This window comes from Streptomyces sp. NPDC051555, from assembly GCF_044454405.1.
Classification (GTDB): Bacteria; Actinomycetota; Actinomycetes; order Streptomycetales; family Streptomycetaceae; genus Streptomyces.
Genome location: NZ_JBITDP010000013.1, coordinates 150,522 through 170,259, shown reverse-complemented (window position 1 = coordinate 170,259; position 19,738 = coordinate 150,522). Strand labels below are relative to the sequence as shown.

Below are 19,738 nucleotides of genomic sequence, written 5' to 3'. Positions count from 1 at the left end.
GCGCAGGCCCATTCTCCCGCATCGGGTGCGGCGTGCCGGCCCAGGGGTCCCGCGCCCCCGTCAGTCGCGCTTGCAGATCCGGTCGAGGAGGTTCGCGGTGGCCTTCTGCACCCGCTCGTCGACGTGGCCGGGGCGGTCGAGCGCCGGGGACCACGCGAAGGTGCCGGAGGCGAAGACGAGGGCGCCGCTGGGCGCGCGGTACAGGGAGGTCTCCTGATGGCGCCGGTGGCCCTCGGTGTCGTCGTACGGGGAGTGCGCGAGCAGGATCCGGTCCTGGTGCTCGGGCAGCTGGGTGCGCGGGAAGTAGCGGTCGGCCTCGCCGGCGACCAGGCCGGGCAGCTCGTCGTTCTCCGTGGCCCCGGTGGAGTCCCAGAGCCAGTGGGTGGCGTTGCGCACGATCATGGGCGCGGGTTCGGGGACGCGGCCTGCGTACTGGATGCCCAGCAGCTGCTGTTCCGGCCGGTCCACCTCGCGCCAGAGGGCGGGGCGGCCGGGGCCGCGGCGTTTTCGACAGGTCAACAGCCGGTCGGGGATCCCGGACGGCGAGGGGGAGAGCTCCACCTGCCAGTACATGGTGTTGGCGGAGAGGAAGACCAGGGAGGTGCCGTGGCTGCGGGCCCGCTCGGCCGTCCGGCGCATCGGGACCGACCAGTACTCGTCGTGGCCGGGGAAGACCAGGCCCCGGTAGCGGGTCGGGTCGACGCGGCCCGCGTGCAGGTCGTTGGTGTCGGCGTAGGCCAGGTCGTAGCCGTAGCGCTCGGCCCAGCGGATGAAGTCGTAGGCGTGGCCGACGTGGAGCGGCAGGCCCGCGCCCGCGTAGGGGCGGTCGTAGGAGACCGTGATGGCCGCGTCCTCCTCGCCCAGGAGGCGGCCCTCCTCGTCCCACGCGTGGTAGAGGCTCGCGCCGGTGCGGCCGTCCTCCGGGTAGAGGTTGTAGGCCTGCCAGGTGATGTCGGGCAGGAGGAGCAGCAGGTCGGCGGGGTGGTCGTCGCGGACCGTGAAGGGGATGTGCGAGCGGTGGCCGTCGTCGGTGGTGAGGACGGCGACGTACGCGCCGAGGTTCCAGTACGAGGGCACCTGGAGCCGCCACGACAGCCACCAGTGGTGACAGGAGACCGTGCGGTCGGCGGTGAGGGGGGCGGGCTGGACGATGCCCGACAGCCGCGGACTGGAGTGGATCTTCGAGGCGCCGTCGCCGCCGTAGTGGCCGATCCGGTAGATGTCGACCGAGAACTGCTGGGGCGGGTCGACGGTGATGCGGAAGTCGATGGCCTCGCCGGGGGCGACGGCCCCGGTGGAGGCGAAGCCCTTGATCTGGCGGTGCACGTCATCGGCGGTGCGGGGGCCGCTGGTGCGGGCGCGGGGGACCTGGCCGGGCGCCAAGGAGGGGTCCACGTACCAGGGGAGCACCTGGCCGGTGTCGCCGATGTACACCTCGCTGCCCCGGAACCAGGGCAACGGACCTTGGCCGAAGGGGTCGTTCACCGCATGCGCGAGCGCACCTGACTCCCAACGCCGGATCTGGTCCGCACCCATACCGTTCCCCTCCCTCGCTCCCCCGAACGCGTATGCCCGACCTCGCCGCGTCCATGCCCGCGACCGGTCCCAGCACATCACATAACGCACGCACTCCGTCACCGTTCGTCGCGAATTGACGTGACCGGAACATACACATCCGCTTACCCGTGCGACCCGTACTCCTCCGCGGCCCGACGCGCTCCCCTCCGCGCCCTCGTCCGGGGCACGGAGGTCGCGCCCGGCGCGCGGGCGCGGATAGCGGCCCCGGGCGACGGGCACGCGCGACGGCCGCGGCGGGCGACCGGCGCTCAGACCAGTCGCACCGGCTTCTCGGGCCGGATCCCCAGGTCCGCGAGCCACTCGCGCAGCGGGGCGGGGTCGCCGTCCTCCACCAGGGCGAGCACCGGCGGCGCCAGGTCCGCACAGCGCGCCCCGGCGACCAACAGCACCGGTCCGTCCAGCCAGTCCAGGCCCGGCGCACCGCCCGCCGAGTCCACGGCCGCGCAGCACACCATCGCCATGACGTGGTCGGCCAGCAGGTCCCGGCCACTGCGCGGGGCCTGCAGCGGGAACAGCGGGACCGCGTCCACACCGCGCGCCTTCGCCCCGGCGCCGGCCGCGCCGGCGCCCACGCCGGCCCGCTCGGCGACGGCCCGCTCCTCGCGCGCCAGGTCCGCGCTGAGCCGCCCGGCCAGTGCGTCCGCATCGGCGCCGTCGGCCCCGGCCGCCCCGTCGGACGCGAGGTGGCGCAGTACGCGCTCCAGCGTCGGTCCGGTCACCGCGTCCCCGGCCTGCGCACCCTGCGGCGCGGCCCCGGCCAGGACGTCCAGCGAGCGGTGCAAGCGGGCCGCCTCCGTGCGCCACTTGCGGTCCACGACCTCCTCCGGATACGCCGCCCAGTCCACCGGCGACCAGTCCGGACCCACTTCGGCCGGACCGCCGTGGAAGAGCCGCGCGGCCAGCAGCGACGCCGCCTCGTCGACCACCCCGGGCTGTTCCAGCAGATCGCAGGCGGGACGCTCGCCGAGGCGGGAGGTGAACCCCTCGGCCAGCCGGTCGCGCCGGGACAGCTCGGTCAGCGCGCGGACCACCCCGGTGTCGAGGTGCGCGGGCCAGCGGCCCATCCGCCAGGCGGGCAGTGCGACCCGGGTCAGCAGCCGGTCCCAGCCCGCGTAGGCGAGGCCGACCTGCTCCTGGGCGACGATGCGCAGCCCGTAGTCCACGCCCTGGGCCCGGTCCGCGGCGGCCGCGGCCACCCCGCGCTCCATCTCGGCCGCGTCCGTGCGGCAGAGCCGCAGCAGCAGCCGGGCCGTCCGCCCGATCCAGCCGAGGCCGGGCCGGTTGCCGACGTCGGCGGCCGCGTCCAACCCGCGCACGAAACGGCGGGCGTCGGCTATGTCGGGGTGGGCGGAAGGGCCCGTGCCCGCGACGACGGGGGCGAGCACCGCCCGTAGCTCGGCGACCCGCATCCACCACAGGAACGGCGAGCCGATCACCAGGACCGGAGCCGCGCCGGGCACCGTCTCCGGGGCGGCCGGCCGGCCGGCGACCGCGCTCCGCCTGCGGTGCGCGGCGTGGGTACGGTCCTCCAACCAGCTGTCGCAGTCGGGGGTCAGTGCTATCGCGGAGGGCGCCGGCACCTGCATCCGGTCGGCCAGCTCCCGCACCATCCGGTAGAGGTCGGGCGCGGCGGCCTCGGCCAGCGCGACCGTCGGCGTCACGGCCGGCGCGGCCCGCAGCACCACCGCGCCGAACACGCCGGCGACCAGCAGCACGAGCGCCGCGACGGCGCAGACGACGAGGGTGACGGTGCCCCAGGGGTCACCGGCCAGCCGCCCGGTCGTACGCGCGGCCACCAGGACCACCGCGAAGGCGGCGGGCAGGAGTGCGAGGGCCAGTGCCCTGCTGCGCACGCGCAGCACGGCCAGGGCCCGGGAGCGCGCGGACTGCGCGCCCACCTCCTTGGTCGATACGGTTCCGGACACGGCCGGACGTCACCCCCTCTGCCCTGCGACGGTCTTGGTCACTCCCTCACTGTGACACCCGCCACTGACATCGCAATGCCGGTGGGCCAAGTGCCGGAGTGCTTGCGCCGCACCATAGTTGGGGCCGGGGCGGCCGTCAGGCGGACCGGGCATCGATCACCCGATGGAATGGCTTTGGGTAAAGCTGGGTGCGTTCGAACGCGGCCGGATGCAGTCGCACGCGCGGGCCCGGAGCGCGTCGAGTGCGCTCCGGGCCCGCGTGAAGGATGGTGGGGGAGACCCCGCTGGTCAGTGCTCCGCGGCCGACTTCAGCGGCCTTCGGCGGCCTTGGCCGCGATGTCCGTGCGGTGCTGCGAACCCGCCAGCCGGATCCGCGCGACGGCCTTATACGCCCTCTCGCGGGCCTGCGCCAGATCGGAACCGGTCGCCGTCACCGACAGCACGCGGCCGCCCGCACTGACGACGGCGTCGCCCTCCCGGCGGGTGCCCGCGTGCAGCACGTACGCCGTCGGGGCGTCCTCGGCCGCGACCTCGGCCAGGCCCTCGATCGGGTCCCCGGTGCGCGGGGTCTCCGGGTAGTTGTGGGAGGCGATGACGACCGTGACGGCCGCGTCCGCGCGCCAGGACAGCGGCGGCTCGGCGTCCAGCGTGCCCCGGGCCGCGTTCAGCAGGACGCTCGCGAGCGGGGTCTTCAGCCGGGCGAGGACGACCTGGGTCTCGGGGTCGCCGAAGCGCGCGTTGAACTCGATGACGCGCACGCCGCGCGAGGTGATCGCGAGACCGGCGTAGAGCAGGCCGGAGAAGGGGGTGCCGCGGCGGCGCAGTTCGTCCACCGTCGGCTGGAGCACGCTCGCCATGACCTCGTCGACGAGCTTGGGGTCGGCCCAGGGCAGCGGCGAGTAGGCACCCATGCCACCGGTGTTGGGGCCCTCGTCGCCGTCGAGCGCGCGCTTGAAGTCCTGCGCGGGCTGGAGCGGCAGCACGGTGACGCCGTCGGTGATGGCGAAGAGCGAGACCTCGGGGCCGTCGAGGAACTCCTCGATGACCACCCGGTCGCAGGCCAGCGCGTGGGCGCGGGCGGCGGCCCGGTCATCGGTCACCACGACGCCCTTGCCGGCGGCGAGTCCGTCGTCCTTGACGACGTACGGGGCGCCGAAGGCGTCGAGGGCCTCGTCCACCTCTTCGGGGGTGGTGCAGACGTAGGAACGGGCGGTCGGGACACCGGCCCCGGCCATCACGTCCTTGGCGAATGCCTTGGAGCCCTCCAGCCGCGCCGCCTCCGCGGAGGGGCCGAAGACGGGGATGCCGACCGCGCGCACGGCGTCGGCGACCCCGGCGACCAGGGGCGCCTCGGGCCCGACGACGACCAGACCCGCCCCCAGTTCGGTGGCCAGCCGGGCCACGGCTTCGCCGTCGAGGGCGTCCACCGGGCGCAGCTCCGCCACCTCGGCGATGCCGGCGTTGCCGGGGGCGCAGTAGAGCGCACTGACGTCGGGGTCGAGGGACAGAGAGCGGCACAGGGCGTGTTCGCGGGCGCCGCCGCCGATGACGAGGACCTTCACGGGTGCAGCCTAGCCCGCCTGCGACGATGCCTTTCGTGCGGCCACCCCAATGACGGGGCCCTAGTCGTTCGTATATTCCTCCACCACGGTGGCTCCGAGCTCGCGCACGATCAGGTCGTGTCCGGTCAGCGCGCTGTCCACGAGATCCGGATCATCCTCTTCCGGTACGTCGTCCTCGGGGCGTACGGGCTCCCGCATCGGAACGGGCGCGGGCGCGGCCGGGGGCTGCTGCTGGTGGCCCTGGGCCTGCGGCGGCTGGTACGCCGGGGCCGCCGGCTGCTGCGGGGCCGCGGCCTGCGGCGGCTGGTACGCGGGGGCCTGGGCGGGGGGCGCGTACGACGGCGGCGGGGCCGCGTAGGAGGTGGAGACGGGGGCGGGCTGACCGCCGCCCACCACGGCCTCGATCTTCCAGTTGACCTGGAACTGCTCGGACAGGACCTGCTTGAGGACGTCCTCGCTGCCGCTGCTCGCGAAGTTGTCGCGGGCTCCGGGGTTGGGGAAGCCGAGCTGGAGGACGGCGCCGTCGAAGCCGACCACCTGGGCGTTCTGGCTGAGCAGGATCCAGGTGAAGCGGCGCTTGTTCTTGACCGCCTCCAGGACGCCGGGCCACATCGCCTGGACCTGTCCGGCCCCGGCGGCCATCCCGGGCCCGGAGGACACCGGAGCGACGGGCGCGGGAGCCGCGGCGACCGGGGCCGGGGCCGGCGCCGCAGGAGCGGCGGCGGGCGCCGGGGCGCCGGGCGCGGCGGCGCTGGGCCACGCCCCGCGCGCGGGCTGCGCGGCGCCGGGCCAGGCGCCCGGGGCGGGGGCCGCGGGCGCGGGAGCAGCGGCGGCGGGCTCGGGGGCCGCGGGCGGGGCCGGGACCGGGGTCACGGGCGCCATGGCGTGCGCCTCGGGACCGGCGACGTAGCCCATGGCGGGAGCGGCAGCGGCGGCCGCGGGCTGCGCGACCGGGGCGGCAGCGGGAGCCGGGGCGGGCGGGGCGGCGTACACGGGCGCGGCGGGCACGGCGGCGGGCAGCGGGGCCACGGCAGCGGCCCCCGCGCCGACGCCCGCGCCCGCGAAGGCGGCTCCGCCGCGCTCCAGCCGGTCGAGCCGGGCCTGGAAGGACCGTTCGTCGTCGAAGGCGGCCGGCAGCAGCACCCGGGCGCAGATCAGCTCCAGCTGGAGCCGGGGCGAGGTCGCCCCCCGCATCTCCGTCAGCCCGGTGTTGACCAGGTCGGCGGCGCGGCTCAGCTCGGCGGCCCCGAACACGGAGGCCTGGGCCTGCATTCGCTCCACCACGTCGGCGGGGGCGTCGATGAGCCCCTTCTCCCCGGCATCGGGCACCGCCGCCAGGATCACCAGGTCGCGCAGCCGCTCCAGCAGGTCGGCGACGAAGCGGCGCGGGTCGTTCCCGCCCTCCACCACCCGGTCCACGACCTCGAAGGCGGCGGCCCCGTCCCCGGCGGCGAAGGCGTCCACGACGGAGTCGAGGAGCGAGCCGTCGGTGTAGCCGAGCAGGGAGGTGGCCATGGCGTACGTCACACCGTCGGAGGTGGCGCCCGCGAGCAGCTGGTCCATGACGGACATCGAGTCGCGCACGGAACCGGCGCCGGCGCGCACCACGAGCGGCAGCACCCCGTCCTCGACGGTGGCGCCCTCGCGGCCGCAGACCTCGCCGAGATAGTCGCGCAGGGTGCCGGGCGGCACGAGCCGGAAGGGGTAGTGGTGCGTGCGCGAGCGGATCGTCCCGATGACCTTCTCGGGCTCGGTCGTCGCGAAGATGAACTTGAGGTGCTCCGGCGGCTCCTCGACCACCTTCAGCAGGGCGTTGAAGCCCGCCGAGGTGACCATGTGCGCCTCATCGATGATGTAGATCTTGTACCGGCTCGCCGCGGGCCCGAAGAAGGCCTTCTCCCGCAGGTCACGGGCGTCGTCCACGCCACCGTGAGAGGCGGCGTCGATCTCGATGACGTCGATGGAACCCGGCCCGTTGCGCGCGAGGTCGCGGCAGGACTGGCACTCCCCGCAGGGCGTGGGCGTAGGGCCCTGCTCACAGTTCAGGCAGCGCGCCAGAATGCGGGCGCTGGTGGTCTTGCCACACCCCCGCGGCCCGCTGAACAGGTACGCGTGATTGACCCGGTTGTTGCGCAGGGCCTGCATCAGCGGGGCAGTGACATGCTCCTGCCCGATGACCTCGGCGAACGATTCGGGGCGATAGCGGCGGTACAGCGCAAGGGACGACACACTCACGAGGTTATCCGGGCCCGCCGACAACGCGACGCAGACGAGGAACACGGGCGCGCACGGGCGAGGTCCACGGGGCGCCGCGGGAGTCCCGCCCGGCGCCGGCACGGCACCCGCCCCGGAACGCAAAGCGCCCCCCACGCACCCGCCAGAGCCCACTTACCCTTGCTGCCTTCCGGCCCTGGGGGAGTTGGGTGAGATAGCGCCACGTGAGGGGCTGACCCCACCCTAGCCGATGGAAGCCCCCGGAATCGAGCCGGACCCCATACGGACCCCACCCGGACCTTCCGCGGACCTCCGCGGACGATCACGTTCGCGAGCACCCCCCAACGTCTTGTATTGTTCGTCCCGGAGGATTCGCCTAGTGGCCTAGGGCGCACGCTTGGAAAGCGTGTTGGGGGCAACCCCTCACGAGTTCGAATCTCGTATCCTCCGCCATTGCTCTCACCGGGCAATACGTCGAAGGGCCCCGCAGCTTGCTGCGGGGCCCTTCGGCGTTGGCGGTCCGGGCGGATCCTTCTGCGCTGCTTGGTCTCAGTTCCGGTCCGGCTCGGCTGCCCCGCACTCCCAAGGGTTCAGCAGGAGCGCGCCCGACCGCGCCAGATGCTTGATGTTGCGGCTCACCAACGTCCAACCGTTCGCCAGGGCAGTGGCGGCGATCAGCGCATCCGGGGGGGGCGATGCTGGTCCCGGTACTGATCGCGCATGTCCGTCAGCGCGCGCTCGAAAACCGTACGCCGCACCGGATCAACGGTTCCCTCAACGCCTGTTTCGATCTCCGCAACCGTGATCACACTCAGGTAGAGGGAAGGGGACGGAACCGATCGAGCCCATGCGACGACGGCCGGGGCGGGATCACTCGCCGTCCGCCGCATCGTCGGAGGACCGCTGCCCGAACTCCAGGCCCTCGAAGGGGGTCGCCGCGAGATGCTCAAGGAATCCGTCGCTGCCCAGAGTCGCCCAGCGGTGGAGCATGTCGGGCAGGGCATCGATGTCGGTGTCCGCCAGCTCGGCGTCGAAGTGCCCCAGCTGGTGCTCGGGAAGAGACTCCCGGATCTCCCGGATCGTCCGCAGCGGATGGGACTCCTCGGGTCTGCGCGGCGGGAGCGGCAGATTCGGGGCAGTGCTCATGATCGGCTCCTCCACGCTGTGGTGACGGGCTCACGCCTGAAGACCAGCCTAGGCGGGGCGGCCCGGGAGAAGGGCGCGAACGACCCGAACCCCCGGCTTCACCGGCATCCTGGTCCCACAGCGCTTCGTCGGCCGCAGCCCGGAGGCCCGCACACACGTCAAGGACCTTCGCGCCGCCCACTCACCGCCCCGCACCGGGCCGCCGGCCGGGGCTGCGGGAGTCCCCGCCCGGAGGCCGTGTCACGCGGGGAGGGTGGCTACCAGAGGTTGACGCCGTCGCCGGACGGGGGCGCCGGCTCCTCGGGGGCGAGTGCGGGCTGACACGTGAAGCCGAGCCGGGTCAGCGCCCTGACCACTTCGTTGGCCGTGAAGTCACGCGGGTCCTGGCGGGTGATGACCTGACCGACCTGCTTGACCGGGTACACCCGGCGGCCGATGGTCACCGAGGCCACGGAGGCGACGGTGATCGGCTGGGGTGCGACGCCCTTCATGGACGCCTCCACTTCGCCCTTGCTCAGGTCGAAGGGGAAACGGGCGATCACAAGACGCATGGTGGTACCTCCTCGGGCCGGAAGCGCCCCCGCCCGGCAATTCCGGTCAGGGGTCCTACTGGTGACGCGGGTGGTGAAGGTCCTCCTGGCACGACGTGACGCAGGGATGGACGGAGATAAACGAACCGGGGCCCGCACCCAAGGTGCGGGCCCCGGCGAATTCGCCTCGGCGATCAGGCGCTGACGATGTTCTCCGCCTGCGGGCCCTTCGGCCCCTGCGTCACGTCGAACGTGACCTTCTGGCCTTCCTGGAGCTCGCGGAAGCCCTGGGAAGCGATGTTCGAGTAGTGGGCGAAGACGTCGGCGCCGCCGCCGTCCTGCGCGATGAAGCCGAAGCCCTTTTCAGAGTTGAACCACTTCACGGTGCCAGTAGCCATGCCACTTCTCCTTCAAACGGGGGCAGTTCCGGGGGCCGCACTGTGCGAGCCCCGCATCGCCGCGATGATTGCCCCGTACCCGGAAAGCACCGGAAACAAAAAGCGCGTCCGCCGGGAGAACACCAGGTCGGAAGCGCTTGTCGTCTTTTGGGAACCACAACTGCAACTGATTCGACAGTACCACGGCCTTGAGCGGCACCGCTGTGGTTCAGTTATTCGAATTAGCATGATCGGGCGGCTGCTTGAACACAGTTTCGGTATCCGCGACAGCAGGTATTACGCCAGTCCATAGGTCGACAAAAGCACCGCGAACCATCCGTGGATTTCCCGGGCCCTCGAACAGTCCGTGCCGGGCCGACCGCTACAGTGCGGGCGTGCCGTCGTACTCGATCGGGCAGGCCGCGAACCTGCTGGGCGTCAGTCCGGAGACCGTCCGCCGCTGGGCGGACAGCGGTCGCCTGCCCGCTTCCCGACCGCCCGACGGCGCGGGAACGACCGGGGCCGGACCCGGGGCCCGGGTCATCGACGGGGTGGCGCTCGCCGCCTTCGCCAAGGACCGCGCCGCCGGGCTGCGTCCGGTGCCCGAGAGCGGGGTGAGCACCTCGGTCCGCAACTCCTTCGCCGGGATCGTCACGGGCCTGCGCGTGGACGACGTGGCGGCCCAGGTGGAGATCCAGTCCGGCCCGCACCGCCTGGTGTCCGTGGTCACCCGGGAGTCGGTCGAGGAGCTGGGCATCGAGGTCGGGGTGACCGTCACGGCCCGGGTGAAGTCCACGAACGTGCACGTCGACCTGCCGGCGCACTGACCGCGGACCGCGGCCCTCCCGGGTCCCCTACGCGCAGTGCAACGCCGCGTACAGGTCCAGCTTGTGGTCCAGCCGGGACAGGTCCCGACCGGTCAGCGCCTCCACCCTTTCGATGCGGTAGTGCACGGTGTTGACGTGCAGGTGCAGCGCCTCGGCCGTGCGCGCCCAGGAGCAGTTGTGCGCGAGGAACACCTCCAGGGTCTCCCGCAGCATCCCCTCCCCGAGCGCCCCCAGCGTTCGCGCGCCGAACACCGATCTGACCTCGGCCGGTACGCCCGCCAGCAGCGCGGCCAGGGTGTCCAGTTGGTCGATCACCCGGACCGCGGACCCGTCCCCCGCCGCGGTCAGCGCGAACCGTGCCTGGTTCAGCGAGGCCCGCAGGTCCTCCGCGCCCCGCGCCACCGCGCCGACGCCCACGCGCAGCTCCGCCTCCGGACGGCAGGCCCGGAGCAGCGGCCACAACTCGCTCAGCTCCGCGCCCAGGTCGACGCCGGGGACACCCTCGGGAGCGGGTCGCGAGGCGCCCTCGTGGAGCACCGCGACCGTCCCGCCGACCGCCGCCGCCCCGCCCAGGTGCCGCAGCGCCTCGGCCAATGCGTCCCCGGAGGTGGCCACGAGCACCCGGTACGGGCCGCGCGCGGGCAGCCCGGCCGCGACCAGCGCGTCCTCCAGCGCCCCCGGGTCGGCGCTCGCCGCCCCCTCCACCAGGGCGACCAGCTCCTCGGCCCCGGCCCGCTCCGCCGCGACCCGCCGCGCCTGGCCGTCCCGGTACTGGGCGAGCACCTCGGCGATCTCGTGCAGCACCCGCGGCGGAGCCGCGTCCGCGTCCGGCAGGTGCAGCCGCCAGGCGTCGTACGGCGTGCCCTCGGCCTCGACGTTCAGCCAGACCCCGCCCATGGCGCCACCCACCGCCCCCGCCCCGCGCTGCGCCGGGAGGGCGGGCGCGGACGGCGTACGGGCGATCGTGCGCCCGCTCGCGGTCAGCAGGTAACAGGGCACCCGGCCCAGGTGCGCGCAGGCCCGATCGAGGAGTTCGGCCGGTCCCGCGCCGCGCTCCAGCAGGCCGCTCAGCTCGCTGCGCACGTTCTCCGGCAGCGCGAAGAGCCGGGTCGGGCGGCGGCTCAGGTCCCCCCACTGGCGCAGGTACACCGCCTCCGTGACGGCCCGGAAGCTGGTGCGCGCGGGCACGGCGACGATCGGCACGCGGCGGGCCCGGCAGGCGGCGACCAGCTCGTCCGGGACCCGGCCGTGGGTCTCCTCGCCGGCGAGGAGGGCCGTGGCCCCGGCATCCGCGAGCGCGGCGACGAACCGGTTGGCCTTGTCGGGGTCGTCCCGCGCCCACCAGACCAGTCCGCTGAGCACCAGCTCCCCGGGGCCCAGGAAGCGGCCCGGGTCCTCCAGGTCGGTGGCGGTGACCCCGCTGACCTCCTGGCCGAGAAGGGCGTCCTCGCCCCAGAGCAGGGTGAGGCCCAGGTTTTCGGACTGGAGCAGGTCGAGGACGTGCACGGCGGGGACTCCTTGCGGCAGGTGGGACTCCATACGGCGGGTGGCAGCCCACATTCGCCAGGCAAATACAGGGGGGCCCATAGTAAATGCCAGGGCAAGAGCCTCATAGTCCTCTTGGTTGATAATCCAGGGCGAGAGCCGTCGGGTCCGTTCGTTTCCGTGCCCGTGACCAGTCGTCCCGCCCCCCGCGCCATTGCTTCACTGGCTGGAAACCTGCGGATCAACCGCGCGACGCACGCGCGACGGAGGGGAACAGAAGGGGCTGGTGGCCGACCTTGGACCTCAACACCGTGCTCGATGTGCGCGACCCGCGGCGCCGCGAACCCTGGCGGCCCGGCGACGCCTACCTCGGCGGGGGCACGTACCTCTTCTCCGAGCCCCAGCCCCACGTCCGCCGCCTGATCGACCTCTCGCGCATGGAGTGGGCGCCCCTGTCCTGGACCCCGGACGGGTCCCTCGACATCTCCGCTACCTGCACGATCGCCGAGCTGTCGCGCTTCGGCCGGGCCCTGCCCGCCACCGCCGCCCCGCTCATCGAGCAGTGCTGCCGCGCCTTCCTGGCCTCCTTCAAGATCTGGAACATGGCGACCGTCGGCGGCAACCTCTGCAACGGCCTGCCCGCGGGCCCGATGATCTCCCTCACCGCCGCGCTGGACGGCGTGTGCCTGCTCCGGGGCCAGGACGGCGTGCTGCGCCGGATCCCCGTCGCCGACTTCATCACCGGCGCCGGCCGCAAGGACCTGGGCGAGGGCGAACTGCTGCGGTCCGTCCGCCTCCCCGCCCGCGCGCTGGCGGGCCGCACCGCCTTCCGGCAGGCCTCGCTGTACGGGCTCGGGCGCTCCGCGGCCCTGGTCATCGGCGTCAGCGACCCCCGGGACGGCTCGCTCACCGTCACGATCACCGCCGCGACCGTGCGCCCCTTCCGCTTCTGGTTCCCGCTGCCGCCCAGCGCCGCCGAACTGCGCGCCGCGATCGAGGCCGGGGTCGCGGAAGCCGACTGGTTCGACGACATCCACGGGCTCCCCGCCTGGCGCCACCACATGGGACTGCGCCTGGCCGAGGAGGTCCGCCGCGAGCTCTCCCCCGATCCCCACGACCGCGCCGATCCCCACGCCCGCACCGGCTCCCGCACCCGCGGTGACTTCTCGGAGGTACCCCGATGAGCTTCGAGATCGACATCAACCGGCGCCGCTGCGAGGTCGCGCCGCGCCCCGGCCAGTGCCTGCGCACCTACCTGCGCGACCAGGGCTGGTTCGGCGTCAAGAAGGGGTGCGACCAGGGCGACTGCGGGGCCTGTACGGTCCACGTCGACGGTCGCCCGGTGCACAGCTGCCTCTACCCTGCTGTCCGCGCCGAGGGCCGCTCCGTCACCACCGTCGAAGGTCTGGCCCGGCCGGACGGCGAGCTCCACCCGACGCAGCAGCGCTTCCTCGACGCCCAGGGCTTCCAGTGCGGCTTCTGCACGGCCGGGTTCCTGATGACCACCACCGCCCTCGAAGCCGAGCGCGGCACGCCCGCCGACGACGGCAAGCTCGACGACCTGCCGCGCGCCTTCAAGGGCAACCTCTGCCGCTGCACGGGCTACCGGGCCATCGAGGACGCGGTGCGCGGGGTCAAGCACACCGAGTCCCCGGAGGCCGGGCAGGCCGTCGGCAGGTCCCTGGGCGCCCCCGCCGGCCCCCAGGTCGTCACCGGCACCGCCCGCTACACCTTCGACGTCGAGGTGCCCGGGCTGCTGCACATGAAGCTGCTGCGCTCCCCGCACCCGCACGCCCGGATCGTCTCCATCGACACGGCCGACGCCCTGCGGGTGCCCGGCGTGCGCGCGGTCCTCACCCATCACGACGCCCCCGACCGGCTGTACTCCTCCGCCCGGCACGAGCACCCCACCGAGGACCCGATGGACACCCGGGTCCTGGACGACGTGGTCCGCTTCGTCGGCCAGCGGGTGGCGGCGGTCGTCGCCGACAGCGAGGGGGCGGCCGAGGAGGGGTGCCGGCGCGTGATCGTCACCTACGAGGAGCTGCCGTACGTGATCGACCCCGAGGAGGCCATGCTCCCCGGCGCCCCCGTCCTGCACCCCAAGGGCCCCGAGTCGGGCATCTTCCGCGCCGAGAACAACGTGTGCGGCGAGGTCCACCACACCCTCGGCGACATGGAGCACGGGTACGCGCAGGCCGCCGTCGTGTACGAGGAGACCTTCCGGACGCAGCGGGTACAGCACGCGAGCCTGGAGACCCACGGCAGCGTCGCGTACTTCGAGCCCAAGGAGGACGGCGAGGGCGAGCGCATCACCGTCCGCTCCTCCACCCAGGCCCCGTTCCTGACCCGGCGGGCCCTGTGCGCCCTCTACGACCTCGGCGAGGACGAGGTCCGCGTCGTCGCGGGCCGCGTGGGCGGCGGTTTCGGCGGCAAGCAGGAGATGCTCACCGAGGACATCGTGGTCCTCGCCGCCCTGAAGCTGCGGCGCCCGGTGAAGCTCGAATTCACCCGGGCCGAGCAGTTCTACGGCGCCACCACCCGCCACCCCTTCAAGATCACCATCAAGATCGGGGCCGAGGCCGACGGCACGCTCACCGCGCTGCGCATCCGCGTCGTCTCCAACACCGGGGCGTACGGCAACCACGGCCCGGCGGTGATGTTCCACAGCGTCGGCGAGTCCTTCGCCGTCTACAAGGCGCCGAACAAACAGGTCGAGGCGTACTCCGTCTACACCAACGTGGTCCCGGCGGGCGCCTTCCGCGGCTACGGCCTCGGCCAGGTCCTCTTCGCCCTCGAATCGGTCATGGACGAGCTCGCGATCCGGCTCGGCATGGACCCGCTCGCACTGCGCGAGAAGAACGTCATCGGCGCGGGCGACCCCATGGTCACCCCGATCGGTCACGAGGAGGACCTCTTCATCGCCTCCTACGGGATGAAGCAGTGCATGGACGTCGTCCGCCGGGCCATCACCGAGGACCGCAGTCACGAGGACGTTCCGCCGGGCTGGCTGACCGGGACGGGCGCGGCGGTCGCGATGATCGCGACCGGCCCGCCGGGCGGCCACTTCGCCGACGCCAGGGTCGGCTTGCTGAGCGACGGGACGTACGACATCGCGGTGGGCACGGCCGAGTTCGGCAACGGCACCACGACCGTCCACAAGCAGATCACCGCGGGCGCGCTGAACACCACGGTCGAGCGGATCTCGGTCCGCCAGTCGGACACGGACGTCGTGCGCCACGACACCGGGGCCTTCGGCTCGGCGGGCACGGTGGTGGCGGGCAAGGCCGTGATGCTGGCGGCCCAATCGCTCGCGGAGCGCCTGGTGACCTTCGCGGCCCGGCACACGGGCGTCGCCCGGCACCTGTGCGCGCTCGGGGCCGAGGCCCTCGACTGCGCGGGCCGCGTCGTCACCCTCAAGGAGCTGTACGAGGCCGCGCACGAGAAGGGCGCGCCGGCGGAGATCGCGGCGGACGGCCACTGGGGCGGCTCCCCGCGCTCGGTGGCCTTCAACGCCCAGTGGTTCCGCCTCGCGGTGGATCCGGACACCGGCGAGACGAAGATCCTGCGCAGCGTCCACGCGGCCGACGCGGGCAAGGTCATGAACCCGATGCAGTGCCGCGGCCAGGTCGAGGGCGGGGTGGCGCAGGCACTGGGCGCCACGCTCTTCGAGACGGTGCGGGTGGACGAGCGCGGGGAGGTCACCACGGCCGCGTTCCGGCGCTACCGGCTGCCGCAGTACGCGGACGTCCCGCGCACCGAGGTGCACTTCATGGAGACCTCGGACGCGATCGGGCCGCTGGGGGCCAAGTCCATGTCCGAGAGCCCGTTCAACCCGGTGGCCCCGGCCTTCGCGAACGCGCTGCGGGACGCGACGGGGGTGCGGTTCACCGAACTTCCTGTCACCCGGGACGTCATCTGGCAGAAGATGCAAGGCCACATCGAGTAGTCCTCGCACAGATGCCACCCACATCGTGAGATGGGCCTGGCAGATGAGTTCTGACGGAGCTCCGCCCGGGCATGACATCGGCATGGCCAAACTCATGCTGCACGGAGACCTGGACCACCCGGCCGTCCTCAGCGTCGCGGACCTGCGGGACCGGCCGGCGCACCGGGCCGAGGTGACCTTCGACTGCGCCACCAACGGCCCGCAGCACCACGTGTTCGAGGGCCCGCTGCTGCGCGAGGTCGTGGCGGACGCGGGCCCGGCCTTCGACGCCCGGCGCCGCAAGGACCGCTCGCGGTTCCTGCTCGCGATCAGCGGCGGGGACGGCCACCACGCGGTCCTGGCGTGGGCCGAGCTGGACGCCGACTTCGGCGCCAGCCCGGTCCTGCTGGCCACCCGCATGGACGGGGTGGACCTCGACGCGGTGGGCAGCCAGCTGGTGGTCCCCTCCGACCGCTGCGGGGCGCGCTACGTCAGCGCGGTCACGCACATCTGGTTCGGCGCCCTGACGGCGCCGAACCTGGGGAGCCGACCGCCGTCCGCCCCGCGGCCCTACGGCGCCGCGGCGCGCAGCCGGGCCACGGCGTAGAGCGGCGCACCGAGGGTCAGCAGCCGGAAGGTCACCGCTCAGGCCGTGGCCACTGCCGCCGTCGGCACCGGCGCCGGCGCCGTGCTCGGGATCGGGACCGGGACCGGGGGTCTTCGACATGGGCGTGCGCTCCTCGGATCGACGGGACGGGCCCGCTGCTCAGCGGCGGTGGAAGACGACCTCGGGGTCGGTGGCCGTCTGGCCGTCCAGGCGGGGGGCCGGGACGCCGCGCAGGTGCAGGTCGAAGAAGTCACCGACGTACGCCCGCGTGATCTGCTGGGAGCGGGTGCCCGAGAGCGGGGTCTCCGGGTGGTCGTAGCCCACCTGGTCGCCGAGCACCGGCCAGTCGGTGAAGCCCGGGTGACCCGCGCCCGTGACCGTCAGCCAGCGCTTCCAGCCGTCCAGGCGGGGCCAGGTGTCCTCCCAGGAGGTGTCGGGCAGGTCCGGCGGCACCAGGGCCGGGTCCTCGGCGAGCATCAGGAAGGGCCGGCCGCCGAGGCCGCCCTCGGGCACCGGGGTGAAGAAGGTGCCGTCCATGTTCACCCCGGCGTCCACGCGGGGGTCGGCGGCCATGGTCGCCGAGGCCGCGGCCCCGCCGATGGAGTGCCCGGCCATGCCGATGCGCCGGGGGTCGATCAGTGCGGAGTGGCGCCACGCGGCCCGCGGGCCGGTGAGCCGGTCCAGGACGAAGGAGACGTCGCGGGCCCGGCCGTCGGAGACCCGGCGCAGGGACCCGTCGGGGAAGACCTGCCCGCAGGCCGTGCAGGGCAGCAGCCGTCCGCCGGGGAAGAGCGTGCCGTCCGACTCGTAGGCGTGGTCCACCGCGGCCACGACGTACCCGCGGCTGGCCAGGTCCTCCGCGAGGGTGCTCAGTGTCGCGCGCGGCATGGTGAAGCCGGGGGAGAGCACGATCAGCGGGTAGCGCCGCGCGGCGGGCCGCGGGAGCGCGCCGGACCGGGCGTGCGTGCGGGTCGCGGCGAGGCGCTCGGGGGTGACGTACTCGCCGAGCCGCCCCCGGTCGGTCAGCAGCGCCTTGGCCTCGGGAACGGCCAGGTAGGGGGCGGGAGTTCCGGTGTGCGCGAGCGCCGGGTAGTAGAGCGACAGCAGTAACTCCCGGTCGGCCGTGGGCACCCAGGGGTCCTTGCGGTCGTGGTCCACGAGGTGGAGCGTGTCGCGGCCCACGGCCGACGGGCCGGTGGGGGCGGGGAGTTCGAGACGCGCGACCGGGGCGGGCGCCGCGAGGGCGGCGGGGGTCGAGAGCGCCAGAGCGGCCGCCGCGGCGGCCAGTGCGCGGATGATCCTCTTCATGGCCCCACCCTAAGACGAATAAGGCAAGGCTTACCTAACTATTCTCGATTCCAAGCGACTCCGACGGGAAATACCCCCTCGACAACGGTTACCGATGAGTAGCAACGGCGGTAGCGTGAGCCGCCGAGAGACGAGATCGGAGTGCCATGCCCCGCACCTTCAGCGTGTCCGACAGCATCCTCATCGACGTCAGCCCGGCCACCGCCTACCTGCGGGTCTCCGACCCCGTCGACATGGGGAACTGGAGCCCGGAGAACCTGGGGGCGACCCTGCGCGACGGGCGCCGGGAGGGCGCGTACGTCGGCATGGCCTTCGACGGCCACAACAAGCGCGGCGCCTTCCGCTGGACCACCCGCTGCACGGTCACGGCGGCCGACCAGGACCGGCTCTTCCGCTTCCGGGTCCACTCCATCGGCTTCAAGCGACCGCGACTGCCCGGACCCATCGCCACCTGGGAGTACCGCTTCGAGGCGGCCGAGGGCGGGACCCGGGTGACGGAGACCTGGACCGACGACCGCCGCTCCTGGCCCGATCCCGTGGCCCACGCCTTCGATCGGGTGGCGACCCGCGGGCACACCTTCGCCGACTTCCAGCGGCGCAACATCCGGACCACCCTGCGGAACCTCAAGGCGGCCCTCGAAACGGCCCCGCCGGCGCGCTGAGCGGTCCCGGCGCGCCGGCGGCGGCGCCCTCAGCCCAGCTTCGGCATCTCACCCACCGTGGTCGTGACGTCGATCAGGGCGAGGGCCGCGCCCTGCGGGTCGGTGACCGCCGCGAACCGGCCGAAGGGGCTGTCCATCGGCCCGAAGTGCAGCGTCCCGCCGAGCTCGGTGGTCTTGGCGACCGCCGCGTCGCAGTCCGGGACCGTGAAGTAGACCTGGACGTAGGACGGGATCTCCGGCGGGAACTCGGAGCCCATCGTCATCCGCCCCAGCACCGGATTGTCCGGGCCGCCCAGGCCGAAGACCTTGAAGTCCATGCCCTCGGCCTCCGGGCCGTCGCCCAGGTCGACCTGGTGCGCGGTGTACGGGAACACCTTCGGCAGGAAGGCGTCCGCCGCGGCCGCGTCCCGGGTGAAGACCTCCGCCCAGCAGTACGCGCCCGGCTCGGCCACCTTCTCGAAGCCCTTGTGCTCCCCCGGCTGCCAGACGCCGAAGACCGCGCCGCTCGGTTCCTTGGCGATCGCCATCGTGCCGAAGGTGCCGACCTGCATCGGCTCCATCAGGACCTCGCCGCCCGCCGCCCTGATCTTCGACGCGGTCGCGGCCGCGTCGGGCGAGGCGAAGTAGAGGCACCACTGCGAGGCCCCCTCCTGCCCCGGCATCGGCGGGACCACGGCCGCCACCGCCTTGCCGTCGGCGTAGGCCTGCGTGTAGTTGCCGTACTCGCTGGAGGCATCGCCGAAGGTCCAGCCGAGCACTGCGCCGTAGAAGCTCTTGGCACCCTCCACGTCGGTGAACATCGCGTCCACCCAACAGGGCGCGCCTTCCGGGAAATCGGTCATCGCCATCGACTCCTGAGTCTGTTCCCTCACCGGGTTCCTCACCGGGTCCCCCACCCGGTCCCTCACCGGTCATCCCTCCCACGCTAGGCGCGCGGTGCGTCCCCCGCGCGCGGAGCACGGGCGCGCGGGACGCTGGAGCCATGGACATCACGATGCGCCTCGCCCAGCAGCCGGAGGCCGACGCCCTGCTCGGGCGCAGCCCGCTGGCCGCCCTCGTCGGCATGCTGCTGGACCAGCAGGTACCGATGGAGTGGGCGTTCACCGGCCCCTACACGATCGCCCGGCGGATGGGGGCGGACGACCTGGACGCGCACGCGATCGCCGCCCACGACCCGGACGCCTTCGCGGCGCTGCTGTCCGAGAAGCCGGCCGTCCACCGCTATCCGGCGTCGATGGCGAAGCGGGTGCAACAGCTGTGCGCGTACCTGGTCGAGCACTACGACGGGGACGCGGCCGCTGTGTGGACCGGCGTCGGGACCGGCGCCGAGTTGCTGCGACGCCTGAAGGAGCTGCCGGGCTTCGGCGAGCAGAAGGCCACGATCTTCCTGGCGCTGCTGGGCAAGCGGCTCGGCGTACGGCCGAAGGGATGGCGCCGGGCCGCGGGGGGCTACGGGGACGCCGGGGTCTACCGGTCCGCCGCCGACATCACCGGGCCGGAGTCCCTCGCGAAGGTACGGGCGCACAAGCAGGAGGTGAAGGCCGCCGCCAAAATGGCCGCCCACGACGTCCGACCCGCCGGGAATTGAC

The 19,738-nt window shown here is 73.4% G+C and carries 16 protein-coding genes, 1 tRNA gene and 1 other RNA gene; 7 read left to right on the top strand and 11 right to left on the bottom strand.

The window, feature by feature from the left end:
- Positions 1-60: 60 nt before the first annotated feature.
- From ACIBEA_RS25595 to ffs, 5 genes are all read right to left on the bottom strand, one after another.
- Positions 61-1,536 (bottom strand): N,N-dimethylformamidase beta subunit family domain-containing protein, encoded by a 1,476-nt coding sequence (locus ACIBEA_RS25595; RefSeq protein WP_399264679.1) that lies wholly within the window; start codon positions 1,534-1,536, stop codon positions 61-63.
- Positions 1,537-1,826: 290 nt separating this feature from the next.
- Positions 1,827-3,503, bottom strand: coding sequence for a hypothetical protein (locus ACIBEA_RS25590; RefSeq protein ID WP_399264677.1), 1,677 nt, complete (start codon positions 3,501-3,503; stop codon positions 1,827-1,829).
- A 308-nt stretch (positions 3,504-3,811) separates the two neighbouring features.
- Positions 3,812-5,065, bottom strand: a complete 1,254-nt coding sequence (purD, locus tag ACIBEA_RS25585; protein ID WP_399264675.1) for a phosphoribosylamine--glycine ligase — start codon at positions 5,063-5,065, stop codon at positions 3,812-3,814.
- Positions 5,066-5,125: 60 nt separating this feature from the next.
- Entirely contained in the window at positions 5,126-7,294 is a 2,169-nt protein-coding gene (locus ACIBEA_RS25580) for a DNA polymerase III subunit gamma and tau (RefSeq protein WP_399264673.1), read from the bottom strand.
- Positions 7,295-7,417: 123 nt separating this feature from the next.
- An RNA gene (gene ffs / locus ACIBEA_RS25575) (signal recognition particle sRNA small type) lies at positions 7,418-7,516 on the bottom strand.
- A gap of 128 nt (positions 7,517-7,644) precedes the next feature.
- Between ffs and ACIBEA_RS25570 the strand changes: the two genes are divergently transcribed.
- Positions 7,645-7,732 (top strand) — tRNA-Ser (locus ACIBEA_RS25570).
- A gap of 417 nt (positions 7,733-8,149) precedes the next feature.
- Here ACIBEA_RS25570 and ACIBEA_RS25565 read toward each other — a convergent pair.
- The 3 genes from ACIBEA_RS25565 to ACIBEA_RS25555 form a co-directional block, all read right to left on the bottom strand.
- On the bottom strand, positions 8,150-8,425 hold the full coding sequence (locus ACIBEA_RS25565; RefSeq protein ID WP_399264671.1) for a hypothetical protein: 276 nt from the start codon (positions 8,423-8,425) through the stop codon (positions 8,150-8,152).
- Between the two features lie 257 nt (positions 8,426-8,682).
- Positions 8,683-8,976 (bottom strand): SCO5918 family protein, encoded by a 294-nt coding sequence (locus ACIBEA_RS25560; protein WP_354378972.1) that lies wholly within the window; start codon positions 8,974-8,976, stop codon positions 8,683-8,685.
- A 173-nt stretch (positions 8,977-9,149) separates the two neighbouring features.
- Positions 9,150-9,353 (bottom strand): cold-shock protein, encoded by a 204-nt coding sequence (locus ACIBEA_RS25555; protein WP_399264669.1) that lies wholly within the window; start codon positions 9,351-9,353, stop codon positions 9,150-9,152.
- 374 nt (positions 9,354-9,727) lie between these two features.
- On the opposite strand from ACIBEA_RS25555, the gene ACIBEA_RS25550 reads away from it, so the two are divergent.
- Positions 9,728-10,159, top strand: coding sequence for a TOBE domain-containing protein (locus ACIBEA_RS25550; RefSeq protein WP_399264667.1), 432 nt, complete (start codon positions 9,728-9,730; stop codon positions 10,157-10,159).
- A gap of 27 nt (positions 10,160-10,186) precedes the next feature.
- Here the strand turns inward: ACIBEA_RS25550 and ACIBEA_RS25545 are convergent, their stop codons facing one another.
- On the bottom strand, positions 10,187-11,665 hold the full coding sequence (locus ACIBEA_RS25545) for a PucR family transcriptional regulator ligand-binding domain-containing protein (protein WP_399264665.1): 1,479 nt from the start codon (positions 11,663-11,665) through the stop codon (positions 10,187-10,189).
- Between the two features lie 275 nt (positions 11,666-11,940).
- On the opposite strand from ACIBEA_RS25545, the gene ACIBEA_RS25540 reads away from it, so the two are divergent.
- The 3 genes from ACIBEA_RS25540 (at position 11,941) to ACIBEA_RS25530 (ending at position 16,179) form a co-directional block, all read left to right on the top strand.
- Positions 11,941-12,828, top strand: coding sequence for an FAD binding domain-containing protein (locus ACIBEA_RS25540; protein WP_399264663.1), 888 nt, complete (start codon positions 11,941-11,943; stop codon positions 12,826-12,828).
- Positions 12,825-15,593: a molybdopterin-dependent oxidoreductase gene (locus ACIBEA_RS25535; protein WP_399264661.1), complete on the top strand. Its 2,769-nt coding sequence runs from the start codon at positions 12,825-12,827 to the stop codon at positions 15,591-15,593. Before ACIBEA_RS25540 ends, ACIBEA_RS25535 begins: the two co-directional genes overlap by 4 nt.
- Before the next feature lie 82 nt (positions 15,594-15,675).
- Positions 15,676-16,179 carry a molybdopterin-dependent oxidoreductase gene (locus tag ACIBEA_RS25530; protein ID WP_399264659.1) on the top strand — a complete coding sequence of 168 codons (504 nt, stop codon included), beginning with the start codon at positions 15,676-15,678 and terminating at the stop codon, positions 16,177-16,179.
- Between the two features lie 159 nt (positions 16,180-16,338).
- Here the strand turns inward: ACIBEA_RS25530 and ACIBEA_RS25525 are convergent, their stop codons facing one another.
- Entirely contained in the window at positions 16,339-17,487 is a 1,149-nt protein-coding gene (locus ACIBEA_RS25525) for an alpha/beta hydrolase family protein (RefSeq protein WP_399264657.1), read from the bottom strand.
- Positions 17,488-17,633: 146 nt separating this feature from the next.
- Between ACIBEA_RS25525 and ACIBEA_RS25520 the strand changes: the two genes are divergently transcribed.
- The gene (locus tag ACIBEA_RS25520) at positions 17,634-18,149 is read left to right on the top strand and encodes an SRPBCC family protein (protein ID WP_399264655.1); all 516 of its coding nucleotides are present in this window, start codon (positions 17,634-17,636) and stop codon (positions 18,147-18,149) included.
- Between the two features lie 29 nt (positions 18,150-18,178).
- Here ACIBEA_RS25520 and ACIBEA_RS25515 read toward each other — a convergent pair whose 3' ends face one another.
- Complete coding sequence (locus tag ACIBEA_RS25515; RefSeq protein ID WP_399264653.1) at positions 18,179-18,991, bottom strand: VOC family protein; 813 nt, start codon at positions 18,989-18,991, stop codon at positions 18,179-18,181.
- A 140-nt stretch (positions 18,992-19,131) separates the two neighbouring features.
- On the opposite strand from ACIBEA_RS25515, the gene ACIBEA_RS25510 reads away from it, so the two are divergent.
- Positions 19,132-19,737, top strand: coding sequence for an HhH-GPD-type base excision DNA repair protein (locus ACIBEA_RS25510; protein ID WP_399264651.1), 606 nt, complete (start codon positions 19,132-19,134; stop codon positions 19,735-19,737).
- Position 19,738 lies beyond the last annotated feature (1 nt).